The organism is Jannaschia maritima, from assembly GCF_030973515.1.
In the GTDB taxonomy this organism is placed as follows: Bacteria; Pseudomonadota; Alphaproteobacteria; order Rhodobacterales; family Rhodobacteraceae; genus Jannaschia; species Jannaschia maritima.
This window is the reverse complement of sequence record NZ_JARGZA010000001.1, coordinates 273,155-288,376: the sequence shown is the minus strand read 5'-3', so window position 1 is coordinate 288,376 and position 15,222 is coordinate 273,155. Positions and strand designations below refer to the sequence as shown.

Below are 15,222 nucleotides of genomic sequence, written 5' to 3'. Positions count from 1 at the left end.
CGTTGACACTCCGCCGCACCCTCCATAGCTAGCGCTCCGTTGGCACTCCCCCCGGGTGAGTGACAATTGGGAATGTAAGGCAACGAGAGGCTGACAATGGCTTTCACACCGCTGCACGACCGCGTCCTGGTCCGTCGCATCGAATCCGACGAGAAGACCAAGGGCGGTCTGATCATCCCCGACACGGCCAAGGAAAAGCCCGCCGAGGGCGAGGTCGTGTCCGTGGGCGAGGGTGCACGCAAGGACAGCGGCGAACTGATCCCGATGACCGTGAAGGCGGGCGATCGGATCCTGTTCGGCAAGTGGTCCGGCACCGAGGTCACCATCGACGGTGACGAGATGCTCATCATGAAGGAGTCGGACATCCTGGGCCTGCTGTAAGGCGCCCGTTTCCCCGACCCCTCCATCCAACGAAATCAAGTTTAGGAGAAGATCATGGCCGCGAAGGACGTGAAATTCGATACCGACGCCCGCAACCGTATGATCAAGGGTGTCAACACCCTGGCCAACGCCGTGCGCGTCACCCTGGGCCCCAAGGGCCGCAACGTCGTGCTGGACAAGTCGTTCGGCGCCCCCCGGATCACCAAGGACGGTGTCTCCGTCGCCAAGGAAATCGAACTGGAAGACAAGTTCGAGAACATGGGCGCGCAGATGGTCAAGGAAGTGGCCCAGCGCACGAACGACGAGGCCGGTGACGGGACCACGACCGCCACGGTTCTGGCCCAATCCATCGTCGTCGAAGGCATGAAGGCGGTCGCCGCCGGCATGAACCCCATGGACCTGAAGCGCGGCATCGACCTCGCAACCTCGAAGGTCGTGGCCGAGATCAAGTCGATGGCCCGTGACGTGACCGACAGCGACGAGGTCGCCCAGGTCGGGACCATCTCCGCGAATGGCGAGGCCGAGATCGGCCGGCAGATCGCCGACGCGATGCAGAAGGTCGGTAACGACGGCGTCATCACCGTCGAGGAGAACAAGGGCCTCGAGACCGAGACCGAGGTGGTCGAGGGCATGCAGTTCGACCGCGGCTACCTGTCGCCCTACTTCGTGACGAACGCCGACAAGATGACGGCCGAGCTGGAAGATCCGATGATCCTCCTGCACGAGAAGAAGCTGTCTTCGCTTCAGCCAATGGTTCCGCTGCTGGAATCCGTGATTCAGTCGCAAAAGCCGCTGCTGATCATCTCCGAGGACGTCGAGGGCGAGGCCCTGGCCACCCTGGTCGTCAACAAGCTGCGTGGCGGCCTGAAGATCGCGGCCGTGAAGGCGCCGGGCTTCGGCGATCGCCGCAAGGCCATGCTGCAGGACATCGCGATCCTGACGGGCGGCCAGGTCATCTCCGACGATCTGGGCATGAAGCTCGAGAACGTCACCATCGACATGCTGGGTACCGCCAAGCGCGTGATCATCAAGAAGGATGACACGACGCTGATCGACGGCGCCGGCGAGAAAGCCGAGATCGAGGCCCGCGTTGCCCAGATCCGCCAGCAAATCGAGGAGACGACCTCCGACTACGACCGTGAGAAGCTGCAGGAGCGTGTGGCCAAGCTGGCCGGCGGCGTCGCCGTCATCCGCGTGGGCGGCATGACCGAGGTCGAGGTGAAGGAGCGCAAGGACCGCGTCGACGACGCGCTGAACGCGACGCGTGCGGCCGTCCAGGAAGGCGTGGTCGTCGGCGGCGGCGTGGCTCTGGTTCAGGCGGGCAAGGTCCTTGCCGACCTGACCGGCGTCAACGCAGATCAGAACGCCGGCATCGCCATCGTACGCAAGGCGCTGGAATCCCCGCTGCGTCAGATCGCCGAGAACGCCGGCGTGGATGGTGCCGTCGTCGCGGGCAAGATCCGCGAGTCGAGCGACTCGGCCTTCGGCTTCAACGCCCAGACCGAGGAGTACGGCGATCTGTTCAAGTTCGGCGTGATCGACCCCGCGAAGGTGGTCCGCACCGCGCTGGAAGATGCCGCGTCCGTGGCCGGTCTTCTGATCACGACGGAAGCGATGGTCGCCGACAAGCCGGAGAAGCCCGGTGCCAATGCCGGCGGCGGCGGCATGCCCGACATGGGCGGCATGGGCGGCATGATGTGATCGGCCCGTGCATCCGACTGCGTCGCCCGCCGTGGCGTCGCAAGGTGCACGAACGACCGTGATGCGTGCGAAGGGCCCCGATCGGGGCCCTTCGTCTTTTCCGGATCCAGGACGCAGTCTGGCACTTCGTGCATCGGTGACAATCCGGGCGGGCAGAACGAGGCACCTCGTCGCCAGCAGTAATCGATACAGCCTAGGAAACGGTGTCGCGCAAGGAACCCGCCGACGACCGGTAGAGTGATGGTTTGCGGGACCGGAACTCTAATTGGACCCGTTCGTTCTCCCCAGGACCGCACGTAACCTGTTGATAACACGATGGAGCATACCATGACCCATGATCCCAAGCACCTCGTCGCCGCGGCCGACGTCGCGGGAACGGTCGTTTATGGCACCGGTGACGAAAGGGTCGGCACGATCGACCGGGTGATGATCGACAAGCAGTCCGGCCAAGTCGCCTATGCCGTGATGTCGTTCGGTGGGGTACTCGGCATCGGGGGCAACGAACGCCCCGTGCCGTGGAACACGCTGACCTACGACGAGGGTCTGGGAGGCTTCCGAACCAACATCACGGAAGAGCAGCTCGGCCAGGCGCCGAAGGCCGAAGCCGGATGGGAGACGAACCGCGATTGGCACGATCGTACGTCCGCGGCCTATGGCACGACGCCGTTCTACGTCTGACGAACAAGTTGATCGATCGACTGCGAAGGGCCCCATATCGGGGCCCTTACGCGTTCCACGCTTCCGCAATCATCCCCCGGCGTGGTCCCGGAAGAAGCGCATCATCAGCATCGTGGCATTCGGGCCCATCGGATCGGAATAGGTGCCGGCGGCATCGCCACCGGACCAGGCGTGACCCAGACCCTCGACCGCCCAGGCCTCCACCGGGCCGGCGTCGCCCGACGCTGCGTGCGTCGTGACACGGTATCGGCGCCCCCCCATCTCGCCCGTCCGTAGGCGCGGCTTCGGCCCCCCGGTTCGCGATCCGACCAGGCTGGACGCGTTCACGGGCGCGACCGTCGTGTCGGCGGAGCCGTGGAACAGGATCATGGGTACTTTGACGGCCACACCGCTTCCGCCGCCCGACCGCATGGCCGCGAAGGCAGATCCGACATCGGAGGCCGAACCGACCGCGAGCCCGCTGTGGACGCCCACGGCTGCGAAGGTGTCGGCGTGACGCGCACCCAGGATCGCAGCCATGGCACCGCCAGCGGACAGGCCGGCGACGAAGCGTTCGCCAGTCGCGCCGACCTTCGCGGACACCTCCCGGGCGGCGGCCGCGATGGCCCCCGCCTCCCCATCGGTTCCCTGATGTGCGGGATCGAACCATGACCAGCACCCGTTGGGGTTCGCGCTGCGGGATTGTTCGGGCCAGAGCACATGCGCCCCGATCTCAGCCGCCGCATCGTTCATCCGCGTACCGCGCGCGAAATCTTCCGGCGATTGGGTACAACCATGAAGCATGACGACGAATGGCGCGGCGGCCACAGGTGTCGCTGGCACGAATAGACGGCAGGCCAGACCAGTTGTCGTAAGGCGGTCCCAGCGTCCCCCGGCCGGCAAGTTCAACGCGCCCGCTGCCGAGGGACCGGGACGCCGGGGCATCGTCCAATCGTTCGTCTTCGGCTCGTGTGGAGTCCTGACCTGCTTCTGAGATCTCGACGTGTCGCGGAGACGTTCCTGTATCTCCGCCGTCGCCTCCGTCAGGCGGCCGCTCCGTACGAGCCCGAGAATATCATCCATGTCGCCACCATCCGATTTCTGCATTGCAGCAACTTCCATGCTGCGATGCAGAATAACAAGGGGTAGCTGGTGACGGTTGATAAAACGCAAGACGGCGCCCGCGGGGGCACCGTCGTTCTTATGACCGATTCGATATGGCCACCGTCAAACCGGGATCTTGCGTACTCCGGTTATCTTTCCTGCAACGATGGAGATCACCGCGGCACCGAAGCTGAACAGGGCACCCATCTTCGCGGCGTCCTGAACCGGGCCCGGATCGAAGGCGACCGATGCGACGAACAACGACACCGTGAACCCGATCGCCGCCACGCAGCCGATCACGAACAGGTCCACCGTCCGCATGCCCGCCGGAAGCCCGAGTTTAAGCGTGTGCGCGCCGATGTATCCGAACAGGAGCACCCCGACCGGCTTGCCGATGATCAGGCCCGCGAGCACGAGCCAAGTGGGCTCCGCGATCGCGCTGAACTCGACGCCGGCATTCATGAGTCCGAAGAAGAACAGGATCACTTCCACCGGGTGCTTCAGCAGATGCTCGGTGTGGTTCAGGAGGTCGGTCAGGTGCTTCTCCGCATCCGCGAAGAACCCGAACGCCCGGTCGGCATGGGGCAGGGTGGGTACGATCGGCAGCAGCCCGAGGGCAGGATGCAGACCCGACTGCGCGAAGCCGTACCAGGACAGGATGCCCGCGATCAGATAGGGCCAGAACGACAGCTTCTGGCGCACCCAGGTCGATTTTGGCCGTGTCTGATCGCCCCGATCGAGATTGCGGGGGAGACGATTGAACAGAAAGAAGACCGCGATGGCTGACACCAGGGACAGCAGCAGCCAGATGGGCGCCAGGTCCCCTTCGGGATAGAAGATCGCGAGGATGATAAGACCCGCGGCATCGTCCGCGATGGCCAGCAGCAGAAGGAACCGCACGGCCGGATGCCCGGCGCCGAACACGATCCGCCCGACGAGATAGCTGAACGCGATGTCCGTCGCCGTCGGAATGGCCCATCCGTTGGCCACGGCGTCGTAGGTATCCGATCCCAAAAGCGCCGCGATCCCGAGATACACGGCGATCGGGCCCACCATGCCGCCCACGGTGGCGAAGAGCGGCGTTGCCGCCTTCTTTCCCCGCAAGCTGCCGTTCTTGAGGATGACGGCTTCCCACACCTCCTTGGCGGCGATGGCGAAGAAGAAGGCCATTAGGATGTCGTTCACCAGGTAGTGGACGGTCAGGACCTTCGCCGTTTCCGCGTGACCGAACAGGGCCGCGTCCTCGCCCAGCGCCACCTCCCAGTGATGCAGGTCGTACCCCACGTGATCGTTGAACCAGAGCGGGTATTCGACAACGAGGTGATAGCTGTGCGCATCGACGTTGGCCCAGACCAACGCGATCGCTGCGCCGAAGATCAGCAGCAGCGAATAGTTCGTCAGGAAGTTCCAGACCCGATACATCCATGCCCCCGTGCGGTCGTTCGGTTCGGGTCTAGGGGAACCTAGCTGGGGCGACAATGGCACCGCGACGGCGCCCCGGGGTTGTGTGACCGCAACGCTGATGTATGTCCCCGCAACAGCCATCGACGCATCAGGAGGATGTCATGAAGCCCCTTTCGACGGTCACCCCGAACACCTGGGACTTCCTGCGCAACCCCATGATCGTCCCCACGGGCTTCCGCGAATACGACGCCCGCTGGCGTTACCCTGAGGAGATCAACCTCCCCGGCATGACGGCGCTCGGCCTGGGTCTCGGCACGCAGATGCACGCGCGCGGGATCGAGCCGCGCATCGCGGTGGCGAACGATTACCGGGACTATTCCCTGGCCATCAAGCAGGCGGTGATCCTCGGCCTGACGCAGGCGGGGATCCACGTCCAGGACATCGGCCCCGCGATCACGCCGATGGCGTATTTCAGCCAGTTCCACCTGGATGCTCCCGCCGTCGCGATGATCACCGCCAGCCACAATCCGAACGGCTGGACCGGGGTGAAGATGGGCTTCCAGCGCCCCCTGACCCACGGTCCTGACGAGATGGCGGAACTGCGCGACATCGTCTTGAACGGGGAGGGTGTCGCGCGCGACGGCGGCCGGTGGGAACGCGTCGACGGGGTGATGGAGGCATACTTGGACGACCTGGTCGGCGACTTCCGCATGTCCCGCCCCCTGAAGGTCGTCTGCGCCACGGGCAACGGCACCGCGTCCGCCTATGGTCCGGAGGTCCTGCGCCGCATCGGGGTGGAGGTGGTCGAGAGCCACAATACGCTCGACTACACGTTCCCTCACTACAACCCGAACCCGGAAGCCATGGAGATGCTGCACGACATGGCGGCGTCCGTGAAGGCGTCCGGGGCGGACCTTGCCTTGGGCTTCGACGGCGACGGGGACCGCTGCGGCGTCGTCGACGACGAGGGGGAGGAGATCTTCGCCGACAAGGTCGGCGTCATCATGGCCCGGGACCTTTCCGCCATCCACGCGAACGCGACGTTCGTGGCGGACGTGAAGTCGACCGGCCTCTTCGCCTCCGACCCCGTGCTGCGGGAGAACGGGGCCAAGGCCGACTATTGGAAGACCGGACACAGCCACATGAAGCGCCGGGTCCACGAGATCGGCGCCCTGGCTGGGTTCGAGAAGTCCGGTCACTACTTCCTGGCCGAACCGATCGGGCGTGGCTACGACGACGGGATGCGGGTCGCCGTGGAGATCTGCAAGCTGCTGGACCGCAACCCGGACAAGTCGATGTCCGACCTGCGAAAGGCGCTGCCCACGGTCTACAACACGCCCACCCTGTCGCCCCATTGCCCCGATACCGAGAAGTACGACACCTTGCAGCGCATCGTCGACCGCATCGCGCCGATGAACGGGCAGGGGACCTTGGGCGGTCAGAGAATCGTCGATGTCGTGACCGTCAACGGGGCCCGCGTCCAGTTGGAGAACGGCGGTTGGGGGCTGGTCCGCGCTTCCAGCAACACCCCCAATCTCGTCGTCGTCTGCGAGTCGCCTACGTCGAAGGACGAACTGCGCGCGATCTTCGAGGATCTCGACCGGATCATCCGGCAGGAGTCGAACGTCGGCGAGTACGATCAGACCTTCTGATGGATGCGTTTCTCGCAGGCCAGTTGATGGGGGCGGCCGCGGCGACCGCGCTTGCCTGCTTTCTACTCTGGGGTATCCTGAGACTGGTCCACCGGGTGGGCGGGATGATCGCGCTGTGGATCGTGGCGATCCCCCTGGGGGTCCTACTGCTGTATGCGATCGGGACCCTGGCGCTGAACCTCGTTCGGGCACCGGTTGTGATGATCGACGGCACTCCCATTCCCGCAGCGATGTTCCGCACGCAAGCGCTGCTGAACCTTGCGTCGCTGATCGCCCTGTTCGTCGTCGCGACGGTCACCGTCGTCCGCTCGTGGCGACGGACGGCCGCGCGCGGTCCGGACTGAACGGCGGTCGTCCTCGGTCCAACGGGTGCGGGGACAGGTCGTGACGCGGTCATAGGGCTTGGCTCGGCGGGATTGCATCCTAGACCAGATGGATGCGTGTACTTCTGTTCCTCGTCTTCCTCGCAACGCCAGTCCTCGCCCAGGACGACGGACCGTCGGGTACCATCACGGTCGACGGTACCGGGGATGCGGCGATCGAGCGGCGGATCGAGGGGATCCTGGCTGAACTCGACGGGTATGCGGACATCGACGTCACCGTGACCGAAGGCGTGGTCGAGCTGACCGGCACGGCGTTGGGATCGGATGCGATCGCGGAACTGAATCGTTTGACCGGACGGGTGGACGGCGTCGTCGCGGTCCGGAACGAGGTGACGGCGAACACGGACGTCGGGGACAGGATCGACCCCGTCCTCGCGCGCACCTTCGATCGTTTCGCGCAGGCGATCGCCTATCTGCCGCTGTTGCTGATCGCCGTCGTGGTCGGGCTTCTCGTGGCCAGCATCGGCTGGCTGCTCGCTCGTTGGACACGGTTGTGGAACCGACTGGCTCCGAACACCTTCATCGCGGAGATCTATCGTACAATCGTCCGATTGGTCTTCACGGGGCTGGGAATCGTCGTCGCCCTCGACATCCTAGGTGCTACTGCCGTCCTCGGCACGCTGCTGGGGGCGGCGGGCATCGTCGGATTGGCCGTCGGCTTCGCCGTTAGGGACACGGTCGAGAACTTCATCGCATCGCTCATGCTGTCGTTGCGCCAACCGTTCCGCCCCAACGATTTCGTCGACATCGAGGGCAACCTAGGAACGGTCGTCCGCCTGACCAGCCGGGCCACGATCCTGCTGGACCCCGACGGCAATCACTTGCGCCTGCCGAACGCTACGGTCTTCAAGGCGAAGATCCTGAACTACAGCCGCAACCCGCAACGGCGCTTCGGCTTCACATTGGGGATCGACCCCTCAGACGATCCCGCAGAAGCCAAGCGTATCGGGTTAGATGTGCTGAATGGGCTGTCCTTCGTGCTGACGGAACCGCCCGCGCAGGCCTGGATCGACCAGGCCGGCGACAGCACCGTCGACATGGCGTTCTATGGATGGATCGATCAGACCGAGACCGACTTCATGGTCGCCCGGTCGGAGGCGATCCGCATGGTCATGGCCGCGCTCACGGATGCCGACATCGGACTGCCGGAGCCGACCTATCGCCTGAACCTCGTCGGCGGCGGATTGCCGGTGGTCGACCTGCCGGACCAGGCGAACCGGGATTCCGATACGGACATCGTCGTGACCGAGGGCGGGGACGAGCCGCGAACGGCCCCGCGTCCCGAACCGACCGCCCCCGTTCGATCGATCGAATCGCTGGCGAACCGCGAACGCCGCACGACGGGCGACGACGATCTCCTCGATCATTCCGCTCCGGTGGAATGACGAATACAGGTGGGGATCCATAGGGGGTTAGTTAGGTAGCAGAACCGGCGGCCCGCGGCCGGTGCGGTTCTCCAATCGCTTGCTGATTGCGTGTTTCGTCGGGCGTGCCGTCGATCCGAGCATCGCCGCGTCGAGAGCTCTATGCGGCAATGTGAATCCACCGGATGGCTGAACGTCTTCAGACGTCGTGACGGGGCGCCCGTCCAGCAACCGCCCGATGTGGCTTCGTAACGTCGGCCAGCCGCAGGTCGAGGCATTCCGCGTCCACCGCCACGGCGCCGTCGCCGGCGAACGTCAGCAACAGACGACCCGAACCGTCCTGTCCCGGTTCCCACGACATCGTGAGAAGCGACAGGATCGTGTCCTCGTCCCTCGGCACGATTCCGTTCGCCTTCACCGCCACCACGTCGTCCAATGTCAGAACGGATCGCACCCGCTCCGCGTCACGCTGATCCTCCCAACGGAAGCGGTTCATCAGCATCGCGAACCGCCTGTCCGGCCTGCGCCAGGTCAGGTCGGATGCCGACAGGACGGCATCCTGGCAGATCGCCGCCACCACCTGCAGGTCTTCCGCATCCGTTGCCCACAACCGCAACGGCCTGTCCTTCGTGCCATCGGCGAACCGTGCGTCGTCATCAGCCATTATCGCTCACCCGTTCGATGTCGGCGCCCACGCCCCGCAGCTTCGCGACGACCTGTTCGTATCCCCGGTCCAGATGGTACACACGCGCGACGCGAGTTTCGCCCTGCGCGGCAAGGCCTGCGAGGATCAGGCTAATCGACGCGCGCAGGTCCGTCGCCATGACGGGTGCCCCCTTCAAGCGTCCGACGCCCCTCACGGTCGCGTGCCCACCCTGCACGTCGACCTGCGCGCCCATGCGGATCAACTCCGGGGCGTGCATGAACCTGTTCTCGAAGATCGTCTCCTCCAGGACGGCCGTCCCATCAGCCGTGCACATCATTGCCATCATCTGCGCCTGCAGATCGGTGGGGAACCCGGGGAACGGTGCCGTCTTCACGTCCACGGCACGAACCCGTTCCCCGTCGCGGGCGACCTTCAGACCACGCGACGTCTCGACGACCAAAAGGCCGGCCTGTTCTAACTTGGACGCGAAGGCATCGACCAGGTCCCGACGTCCGCCGAGGCATTCGACCTCGCCCCCGCAGATGCCGGGCAGGGTCATGTACGTCCCCAACTCGATGCGGTCGGGGATGACCGCATGGGTCGTGCCATGCAAACGGTCCACCCCTTCGACGGTGATGGTCGAGGTGCCAGCGCCCGCGATCCTGGCCCCCATCTCGGACAGACAGCGCGCCAGATCGACGGTGTCCGGCTCGCGCGCGGCGTTGCGGATGACGGTCGTTCCCTCGGCCAGCGTGGCGGCGGTCAGGGCGTTCTCGGTCGCGCCGACGCTCACGAAGGGGAATGCGATCTCCGCACCCTTCAGCCGACCGCCCGGTGCGGTCGCGTGGACATACCCTTCGCGGAGTTCGACCGATGCGCCCATCGCCTCCAGAGCCATGAGGTGCAGATCCACCTTGCGTGCGCCGATGGCACATCCGCCCGGAAGCGAGACGATGGCGCGACCTTCGCGGGCCAATAGGGGTCCCAGTACGTTGAACGAGGCACGCAACTTTCGCACGATGTCGTACTCGGCCGTGTGGCTGGTGAGCTGTCGTGCGGACAGTACCATGACCACGCCCTCTTGCAGTCGCGCCACTTCCACCCCCAACGAGGCGAGCAGTGTCGCCAGGGTGCCGATGTCCGAAAGGCGCGGGACGTTCGTCAGGGTCAGCGGCTCGTCCGTGAGCAGGGCCGCGCCCATGAGTTTCAAACAAGTGTTCTTCGCGCCGGAGATCGGGATCTCGCCCGACAGGGGGCCGCCGCCGCGGACCAGGATGCTATCCATCGTCGTCCTTCCGTGATCCGGCCCGGCCGGACGTGTTCGGGGGCGACGACTTGCGGGCCTTCGCCTGCGCCTTTCGCCGCGACATGTTCGCCTTGAGCGCCGCCTTCAGGCGGTCGTCGCGATCCTGCTTCGGCTTGTCCGTCATCTGCTCCCCGTATCCGACCGCGACATAGCTGCCACGAGAGGAAGCGTCCAGCGATGCCGGGGGGCGAGCGACCCGCGGACAGGGTTGCAGGTCCGATCCCATTCGGCTAGGCGCACCACCGCGTGCTGCCGTGGCTCAGGGGTAGAGCACCCCCTTGGTAAGGGGGAGGTCGAGAGTTCGAATCTCTCCGGCAGCACCAGTTCCCCTTCAGCCCGCGGTCGCGTCGTACTCGTACAGCCAACGGTATCGGGCGGCCATCGCATCGGGTGCCACCCGGGCGGCCATGCGCAACGCGACGTGGGCGGCCCGCGCCCGCGCGCCCCGTAGGTGATAGTTGCGGGCGTTGTCGGCGGCGGCGGCCAGGGCGCGGGTCACGCGAGGACGGCGCAGGGCTTCGTAGGCGGCGGGATCGTCCAGATGTCGCGCGATCAGGAACGCGTCCTCCAGCGCGAGGTTCGCCCCCTGCGCGAGGAAGGGCAACGTCGGGTGGGCCGCATCGCCGATCAGCGTAACGCCGTCCCGCGTCCACGCCTCCGTCACCCCATGATCCATCAACCCCCACAAGTGAACCGAATCAACCGCGGCCAGCAGCGATCGGATGCCATCGGAATAGCCGGCGAACGCGGTCCGCAGGTTCGCCGGATCGTCCTCCTGCGACCAATCCTCCGCGGCCCATTCCGTTCGTTCCTCCACGCCCACGAGGTTCAGCACCGTTCCACCCCGCAGGGGGTAGACGACCAGATGGCGACCCGGACCGACGTGGATCTGCGCCTCGCGTGGCCAGTCGGGCGGGGCGGGCACCATGGCGCGCCAAGCGACCTGACCGGTGAAGCGACCTTCGTACTTCGGTGCAACAAAGGCGCGGGCGGCGCCCCTCGCGCCGTCCGAGCCGATCAGTCGCTCCCGGGGAACGCGCTCGCTGCCGAGGACGATGCTATCGGGCGTGATCCGTTCGACGGTCGCGTCGAGTCGGAGGTCGGCACCCGCCCCGATCGCGGCGTCGCGTAACGCGGCGATCAGGTCGGCCCGATGGCACATCCGGAAATCGCCCGGCGGGCGCATGCGGATCAACGATCTGCCGGTCGGACCGTCGATCAGGTGGATTGCCTCCGACACGACATGATCGACGGTGATATCGAGCGCGTCGAGGATACGTGCCCCGTTCGGCGCGATCTGGATGCCCGCCCCGACCTCCGCCAGGGCAGGCGCGCGCTCCAGCACGGTGACCTCGCGGCCTGCCCGGCGCAATGCGACGGCCGCCGTCAGACCGGCGATCCCCGCTCCGAGGACGTGGACGTCAGTCGTCGCGATGGACCCGCTCACGTCGTTCGTGGCGCTCCTGTGCCTCCAAGCTCATGGTGGCGATGGGGCGGGCATCCAGGCGCTTCAGGCTGATCGGGTCGCCAGTGACCTCGCAATAGCCGTACTCGCCCTCGTCGATGCGTCGCAGTGCGCTGTCGATTTTGGCGATCAGCTTGCGCTGACGATCGCGGGTCCGCAGTTCCAGCGCGCGATCCGTTTCCTCCGACGCGCGGTCCGCGACGTCGGGAATGTTGCGCGCGGTGCCCTGCAGCCCCTCGAGGGTACTGGCCGTTTCCTCCATCAGGTCCGCCTTCCACGCGTGCAGCTTGCGTCGGAAGTATTCCGTCTGCTGCTCGTTCATGAACGGCTCGTCCTCCGCGGGATGATAATCGTTCGGCAGGAATGTCTCGGCTTTCATGGTCGCTCCCTCGTCCGCACGACCCTGTAACGGGCCTTGTTGCCCCCCGGCGCGACGAGCCCCGGGGGCGGTCTGTGCCGGGCGCCTACACCAACGGTTGAACCTTGTCACGCGGCTTCCGCGCCGTTGCGGGACCGCGTTGCGGATGGCGGACAGGGCGCTAGAAGGGGCGGACGGCGCGGTGGAGGTTGCGATGCGGTTCGAGGGGACGAAGGACTACGTGGCGCCCCGGGATCTCGCTGTCGCCGTGAACGCTGCCATTACGCTTGAACGTCCGCTGCTGGTGAAGGGCGAGCCCGGGACAGGCAAGACAGAACTGGCCCGGCAAGTCGCGGCCAGCCTGGGCACCGACCTGATCGAATGGTCGATCAAGTCGACCACACGCGCGCAGCAGGGATTATACGAATACGATGCCGTCAGTCGGTTGCGGGACAGCCAGTTGGGGGACGAACGCGTCCACGACGTCGGTCGCTATATCCGGCGGGGCAAGGTGTGGGAGGCGTTCGAGGCGTCGGAGCGCGTCGTCCTGCTGATCGACGAGATCGACAAGGCCGACATCGAGTTTCCCAATGACCTGCTGCAGGAACTCGATCGCATGGAGTTCCACGTCTACGAGACGGGGCAGACCGTCCGCGCACGCCACCGGCCCGTAGTCATCATCACGTCGAACAACGAGAAGGAGTTGCCCGACGCCTTCCTGCGCCGGTGTTTCTTTCACTACATCCGCTTTCCGGATGCGGACACGCTGAAGAAGATCGTCGCCGTCCACCACCCGAACGTGAAGCAGGACCTGCTCGCGGCAGCTCTGACGCGGTTCTTCGCCGTCCGCGACCGACAGGGCATCCGCAAGAAGCCGTCGACTTCGGAACTACTGGACTGGCTCAAGCTGCTTCTGGCGGACGACCTCGACGCGGCGGACCTGCGCAGAGATTCGATGGACGCGCTGCCGCGGCTTCACGGCGCCCTGCTTAAGAACGAGCAAGATGTCGCGCTGTTCGAGCGTCTGGCCTTCCTGGCCCGCGGTCAACGCTGATCTGCGGGTCCGGCCAGGTGCGGGCCCTGGCCCGTACTCACGATGTCGAATGCGACGCCTGGCGCTACCCTGGCCACCTCGGCCTTGATCGAATCCGGGTTCGGGACGTCGAGCGCGAACGCGACGTAGCGGCCCGTGAAGTTCGAGCTCTCCAGTCGCCCGGCCAGCTCGACCGCATCGAAATCGTAGGAGATCAACGGCGACAGCACGGCCATGGCGTCAGCCATCTGTGGCGCGGTCAGATCGACGAAGTCGACCTCCACCGTGCTTTGGGCCAATGCCCCGAACAGGCGCGACGGCACGGCTCGCGCATCCCGATCGTACATACCCACCAGCAATATGTCGGCCCGCGTGACCCGTTCGGGTTCGCGGGGAACCGGATACAGTTCGCGTTTCTTGTCCCGGCTGGTCATTGGCCCACCCCTGTGCCTAGAACCGCCTGCAGCCATGTGCTGCCCCAATCGTCCTTGTGCAATAGCGCAAAGGCGTAGTGTTGAAAAGGTGAAAACCTTATCCGTGAAGCATTTGCACGCTTCACGATGGGGAGCGCGATGCATACTCCGCCCTGGGTTGCCGAAATCCTGCACGATGCCCGGGAGCCCATGCTCTTCCTCGACCGGAACGGGCGTGTGGCGCTGACGAACCCGGCGGCCGGGGACCGGTTCGGCGAATGGGTCCGTGGGCAGAGCTATGTCAGCGTCCTCCGCCAGCCTTCCCTGCTCGGACCGGTGGAGGACGCGTTCCACGACCGCATCCCTGGGCGCGCCCGGTTCGTTCACGCCGACGGCGCGACGGAGACAGCGTTCGACGTCGCGATCCTGCCGCTCTCGCCGAGTGATCCGAACGAACGGGGCCCCGTGCTGCTGACGTTCCGCGACTTGTCCGATCGGGAAGCGAGCCTTGCCATGCGCCGCGACTTCGTCGCCAACGTCAGCCACGAGTTGAAGACGCCGCTGACGGCGTTGACCGGATTCGTCGAGACGCTGCAGGGGCCGGCCCGAAACGACGGCCCTGCACGCGACCGTTTCCTCGGCATGATGGCGCAGGAACTGTCGCGTATGAACCGTCTGGTCGCGGACTTGCTGTCCCTCGGACGCGTCGAGGCGCAGTCGCGTCGGCGACCCCGCGACCCCGTCGATTTGACGACGCTGCTCGGCAAGGCGATCGAACTGCTGCACCCCACGGCCCAGGACGCGGGCGTGACCTTGACCGCCGACCTCGCGCCCGAAGCGGTCGTGCCCGGCGATGCGGACCAGTTGATCCAGGTGGCGGTCAACCTGATCGAGAACGGAATAAAGTACGGTGCGCGGCCAGGAACGGTCGAGATAGGACTTCACCGGGTGGATCGTGATCCGGCCTTGCGTACCCCGTGTTGGTGTCTGACCGTTACGGATGATGGACCGGGTATCGCGCCCGAGCATCTGCCGCGTCTGACGGAACGGTTCTATCGCGTCGACGGCGCGCGGAACCGCAGCGGCGGCGGCACGGGGCTAGGGCTGGCCATCGTCAAGCACATCGTCAATCGCCATCGCGGCCGGCTGCGCATCGACAGCAATCCGGGGCAGGGCACCTGCGTGACGGTCCATCTTCCCGACGGCTGAGCGAGGAACCGGGTGTCATGGAAACGTTACGTTCCATTCACAAAAGACCAGCATCGGGTTCCTAGGTGACCGGTGCCGGCGCGTGGGTGCGCGGGTGACGCATGGCCAGGGCAACGGATCGCCCGGCGCAACCAAACGACGGGAGT

At 65.8% G+C, this 15,222-nt stretch carries 16 protein-coding genes and 1 tRNA gene; 9 read left to right on the top strand and 8 right to left on the bottom strand.

The features are described from left to right. The first annotated feature begins 96 nt into the window (after window positions 1-96). The 3 genes from P0084_RS01450 (at window position 97) to P0084_RS01440 (ending at window position 2,760) form a co-directional block, all read left to right on the top strand. Entirely contained in the window at window positions 97-381 is a 285-nt protein-coding gene (locus tag P0084_RS01450) for a co-chaperone GroES (protein ID WP_308915011.1), read from the top strand. A gap of 54 nt (window positions 382-435) precedes the next feature. Then, window positions 436-2,082, top strand: coding sequence for a chaperonin GroEL (groL, locus tag P0084_RS01445; RefSeq protein ID WP_308915010.1), 1,647 nt, complete (start codon window positions 436-438; stop codon window positions 2,080-2,082). A 327-nt stretch (window positions 2,083-2,409) separates the two neighbouring features. After that, window positions 2,410-2,760: a PRC-barrel domain-containing protein gene (locus tag P0084_RS01440; RefSeq protein WP_308915009.1), complete on the top strand. Its 351-nt coding sequence runs from the start codon at window positions 2,410-2,412 to the stop codon at window positions 2,758-2,760. A 69-nt stretch (window positions 2,761-2,829) separates the two neighbouring features. On the opposite strand, the gene P0084_RS01435 is transcribed toward P0084_RS01440, so the two are convergent. Both P0084_RS01435 and P0084_RS01430 read right to left on the bottom strand, forming a co-directional pair. Further along, a complete protein-coding gene (locus tag P0084_RS01435) occupies window positions 2,830-3,684 on the bottom strand; it encodes an extracellular catalytic domain type 1 short-chain-length polyhydroxyalkanoate depolymerase (RefSeq protein ID WP_308915060.1) in 855 nt (284 codons plus the stop codon). 282 nt (window positions 3,685-3,966) lie between these two features. Beyond that, window positions 3,967-5,265, bottom strand: coding sequence for a Na+/H+ antiporter NhaA (locus tag P0084_RS01430; protein WP_308915008.1), 1,299 nt, complete (start codon window positions 5,263-5,265; stop codon window positions 3,967-3,969). A gap of 143 nt (window positions 5,266-5,408) precedes the next feature. Between P0084_RS01430 and P0084_RS01425 the strand changes: the two genes are divergently transcribed. From P0084_RS01425 to P0084_RS01415, 3 genes are all read left to right on the top strand, one after another. Continuing rightward, complete coding sequence (locus P0084_RS01425; protein WP_308915007.1) at window positions 5,409-6,899, top strand: phosphomannomutase/phosphoglucomutase; 1,491 nt, start codon at window positions 5,409-5,411, stop codon at window positions 6,897-6,899. Further along, window positions 6,899-7,243 (top strand): hypothetical protein, encoded by a 345-nt coding sequence (locus P0084_RS01420; RefSeq protein ID WP_308915006.1) that lies wholly within the window; start codon window positions 6,899-6,901, stop codon window positions 7,241-7,243. The genes P0084_RS01425 and P0084_RS01420 overlap by 1 nt, the downstream gene beginning before the upstream one ends. 92 nt (window positions 7,244-7,335) lie before the next feature. After that, window positions 7,336-8,667, top strand: coding sequence for a mechanosensitive ion channel family protein (locus P0084_RS01415; RefSeq protein WP_308915005.1), 1,332 nt, complete (start codon window positions 7,336-7,338; stop codon window positions 8,665-8,667). A 178-nt stretch (window positions 8,668-8,845) separates the two neighbouring features. Here the strand turns inward: P0084_RS01415 and P0084_RS01410 are convergent, their stop codons facing one another. The 3 genes from P0084_RS01410 to P0084_RS01400 are packed head-to-tail and all read right to left on the bottom strand — an operon-like array spanning window position 8,846 to window position 10,722. Next, the gene (locus P0084_RS01410; RefSeq protein WP_308915004.1) at window positions 8,846-9,310 is read right to left on the bottom strand and encodes a DUF2948 family protein; all 465 of its coding nucleotides are present in this window, start codon (window positions 9,308-9,310) and stop codon (window positions 8,846-8,848) included. Next, window positions 9,303-10,577, bottom strand: coding sequence for a UDP-N-acetylglucosamine 1-carboxyvinyltransferase (gene murA, locus P0084_RS01405; RefSeq protein ID WP_308915003.1), 1,275 nt, complete (start codon window positions 10,575-10,577; stop codon window positions 9,303-9,305). The genes P0084_RS01410 and murA overlap by 8 nt, the downstream gene beginning before the upstream one ends. Beyond that, a complete protein-coding gene (locus P0084_RS01400) occupies window positions 10,570-10,722 on the bottom strand; it encodes a hypothetical protein (protein WP_308915002.1) in 153 nt (50 codons plus the stop codon). The genes murA and P0084_RS01400 overlap by 8 nt, the downstream gene beginning before the upstream one ends. Window positions 10,723-10,846: 124 nt before the next feature. Between P0084_RS01400 and P0084_RS01395 the strand changes: the two genes are divergently transcribed. Beyond that, window positions 10,847-10,921, top strand: a tRNA-Thr gene (locus P0084_RS01395). An 8-nt stretch (window positions 10,922-10,929) separates the two neighbouring features. Here the strand turns inward: P0084_RS01395 and P0084_RS01390 are convergent. Continuing rightward, a complete protein-coding gene (locus tag P0084_RS01390) occupies window positions 10,930-12,045 on the bottom strand; it encodes an FAD-dependent oxidoreductase (RefSeq protein ID WP_308915001.1) in 1,116 nt (371 codons plus the stop codon). Beyond that, entirely contained in the window at window positions 12,020-12,442 is a 423-nt protein-coding gene (gene dksA, locus P0084_RS01385) for an RNA polymerase-binding protein DksA (protein ID WP_308915000.1), read from the bottom strand. The genes P0084_RS01390 and dksA overlap by 26 nt, the downstream gene beginning before the upstream one ends. Window positions 12,443-12,635: 193 nt before the next feature. On the opposite strand from dksA, the gene P0084_RS01380 reads away from it, so the two are divergent. Continuing rightward, window positions 12,636-13,475, top strand: a complete 840-nt coding sequence (locus P0084_RS01380; protein WP_308915059.1) for an AAA family ATPase — start codon at window positions 12,636-12,638, stop codon at window positions 13,473-13,475. On the opposite strand, the gene P0084_RS01375 is transcribed toward P0084_RS01380, so the two are convergent. Beyond that, window positions 13,466-13,888 (bottom strand): hypothetical protein, encoded by a 423-nt coding sequence (locus P0084_RS01375; protein WP_308914999.1) that lies wholly within the window; start codon window positions 13,886-13,888, stop codon window positions 13,466-13,468. The two genes, P0084_RS01380 and P0084_RS01375, sit on opposite strands and share 10 nt — an antisense overlap. 189 nt (window positions 13,889-14,077) lie before the next feature. Between P0084_RS01375 and P0084_RS01370 the strand changes: the two genes are divergently transcribed. After that, window positions 14,078-15,076: a sensor histidine kinase gene (locus P0084_RS01370; RefSeq protein WP_308914998.1), complete on the top strand. Its 999-nt coding sequence runs from the start codon at window positions 14,078-14,080 to the stop codon at window positions 15,074-15,076. The last annotated feature ends 146 nt before the right edge of the window (window positions 15,077-15,222 follow it).

Bases quoted from the DNA above. Each gene is read 5' to 3' on its own strand.
- P0084_RS01415 (WP_308915005.1), top strand. From the start codon at position 7,336: ATGCGTGTACTTCTGTTCCTCGTCTTCCTCGCAACGCCAGTCCTCGCC.
- P0084_RS01450 (WP_308915011.1), top strand. From the start codon at position 97: ATGGCTTTCACACCGCTGCACGACCGCGTCCTGGTCCGTCGCATCGAA.
- P0084_RS01425 (WP_308915007.1), top strand. From the start codon at position 5,409: ATGAAGCCCCTTTCGACGGTCACCCCGAACACCTGGGACTTCCTGCGC.
- P0084_RS01380 (WP_308915059.1), top strand. From the start codon at position 12,636: ATGCGGTTCGAGGGGACGAAGGACTACGTGGCGCCCCGGGATCTCGCT.
- P0084_RS01435 (WP_308915060.1), bottom strand. From the start codon at position 3,684: ATGCCCCGGCGTCCCGGTCCCTCGGCAGCGGGCGCGTTGAACTTGCCG.
- P0084_RS01400 (WP_308915002.1), bottom strand. From the start codon at position 10,722: ATGACGGACAAGCCGAAGCAGGATCGCGACGACCGCCTGAAGGCGGCG.
- P0084_RS01430 (WP_308915008.1), bottom strand. From the start codon at position 5,265: ATGTATCGGGTCTGGAACTTCCTGACGAACTATTCGCTGCTGCTGATC.
- dksA (WP_308915000.1), bottom strand. From the start codon at position 12,442: ATGAAAGCCGAGACATTCCTGCCGAACGATTATCATCCCGCGGAGGAC.
- P0084_RS01370 (WP_308914998.1), top strand. From the start codon at position 14,078: ATGCTCTTCCTCGACCGGAACGGGCGTGTGGCGCTGACGAACCCGGCG.
- groL (WP_308915010.1), top strand. From the start codon at position 436: ATGGCCGCGAAGGACGTGAAATTCGATACCGACGCCCGCAACCGTATG.
- P0084_RS01410 (WP_308915004.1), bottom strand. From the start codon at position 9,310: ATGGCTGATGACGACGCACGGTTCGCCGATGGCACGAAGGACAGGCCG.
- P0084_RS01375 (WP_308914999.1), bottom strand. From the start codon at position 13,888: ATGACCAGCCGGGACAAGAAACGCGAACTGTATCCGGTTCCCCGCGAA.
- P0084_RS01440 (WP_308915009.1), top strand. From the start codon at position 2,410: ATGACCCATGATCCCAAGCACCTCGTCGCCGCGGCCGACGTCGCGGGA.
- murA (WP_308915003.1), bottom strand. From the start codon at position 10,577: ATGGATAGCATCCTGGTCCGCGGCGGCGGCCCCCTGTCGGGCGAGATC.
- P0084_RS01420 (WP_308915006.1), top strand. From the start codon at position 6,899: ATGGATGCGTTTCTCGCAGGCCAGTTGATGGGGGCGGCCGCGGCGACC.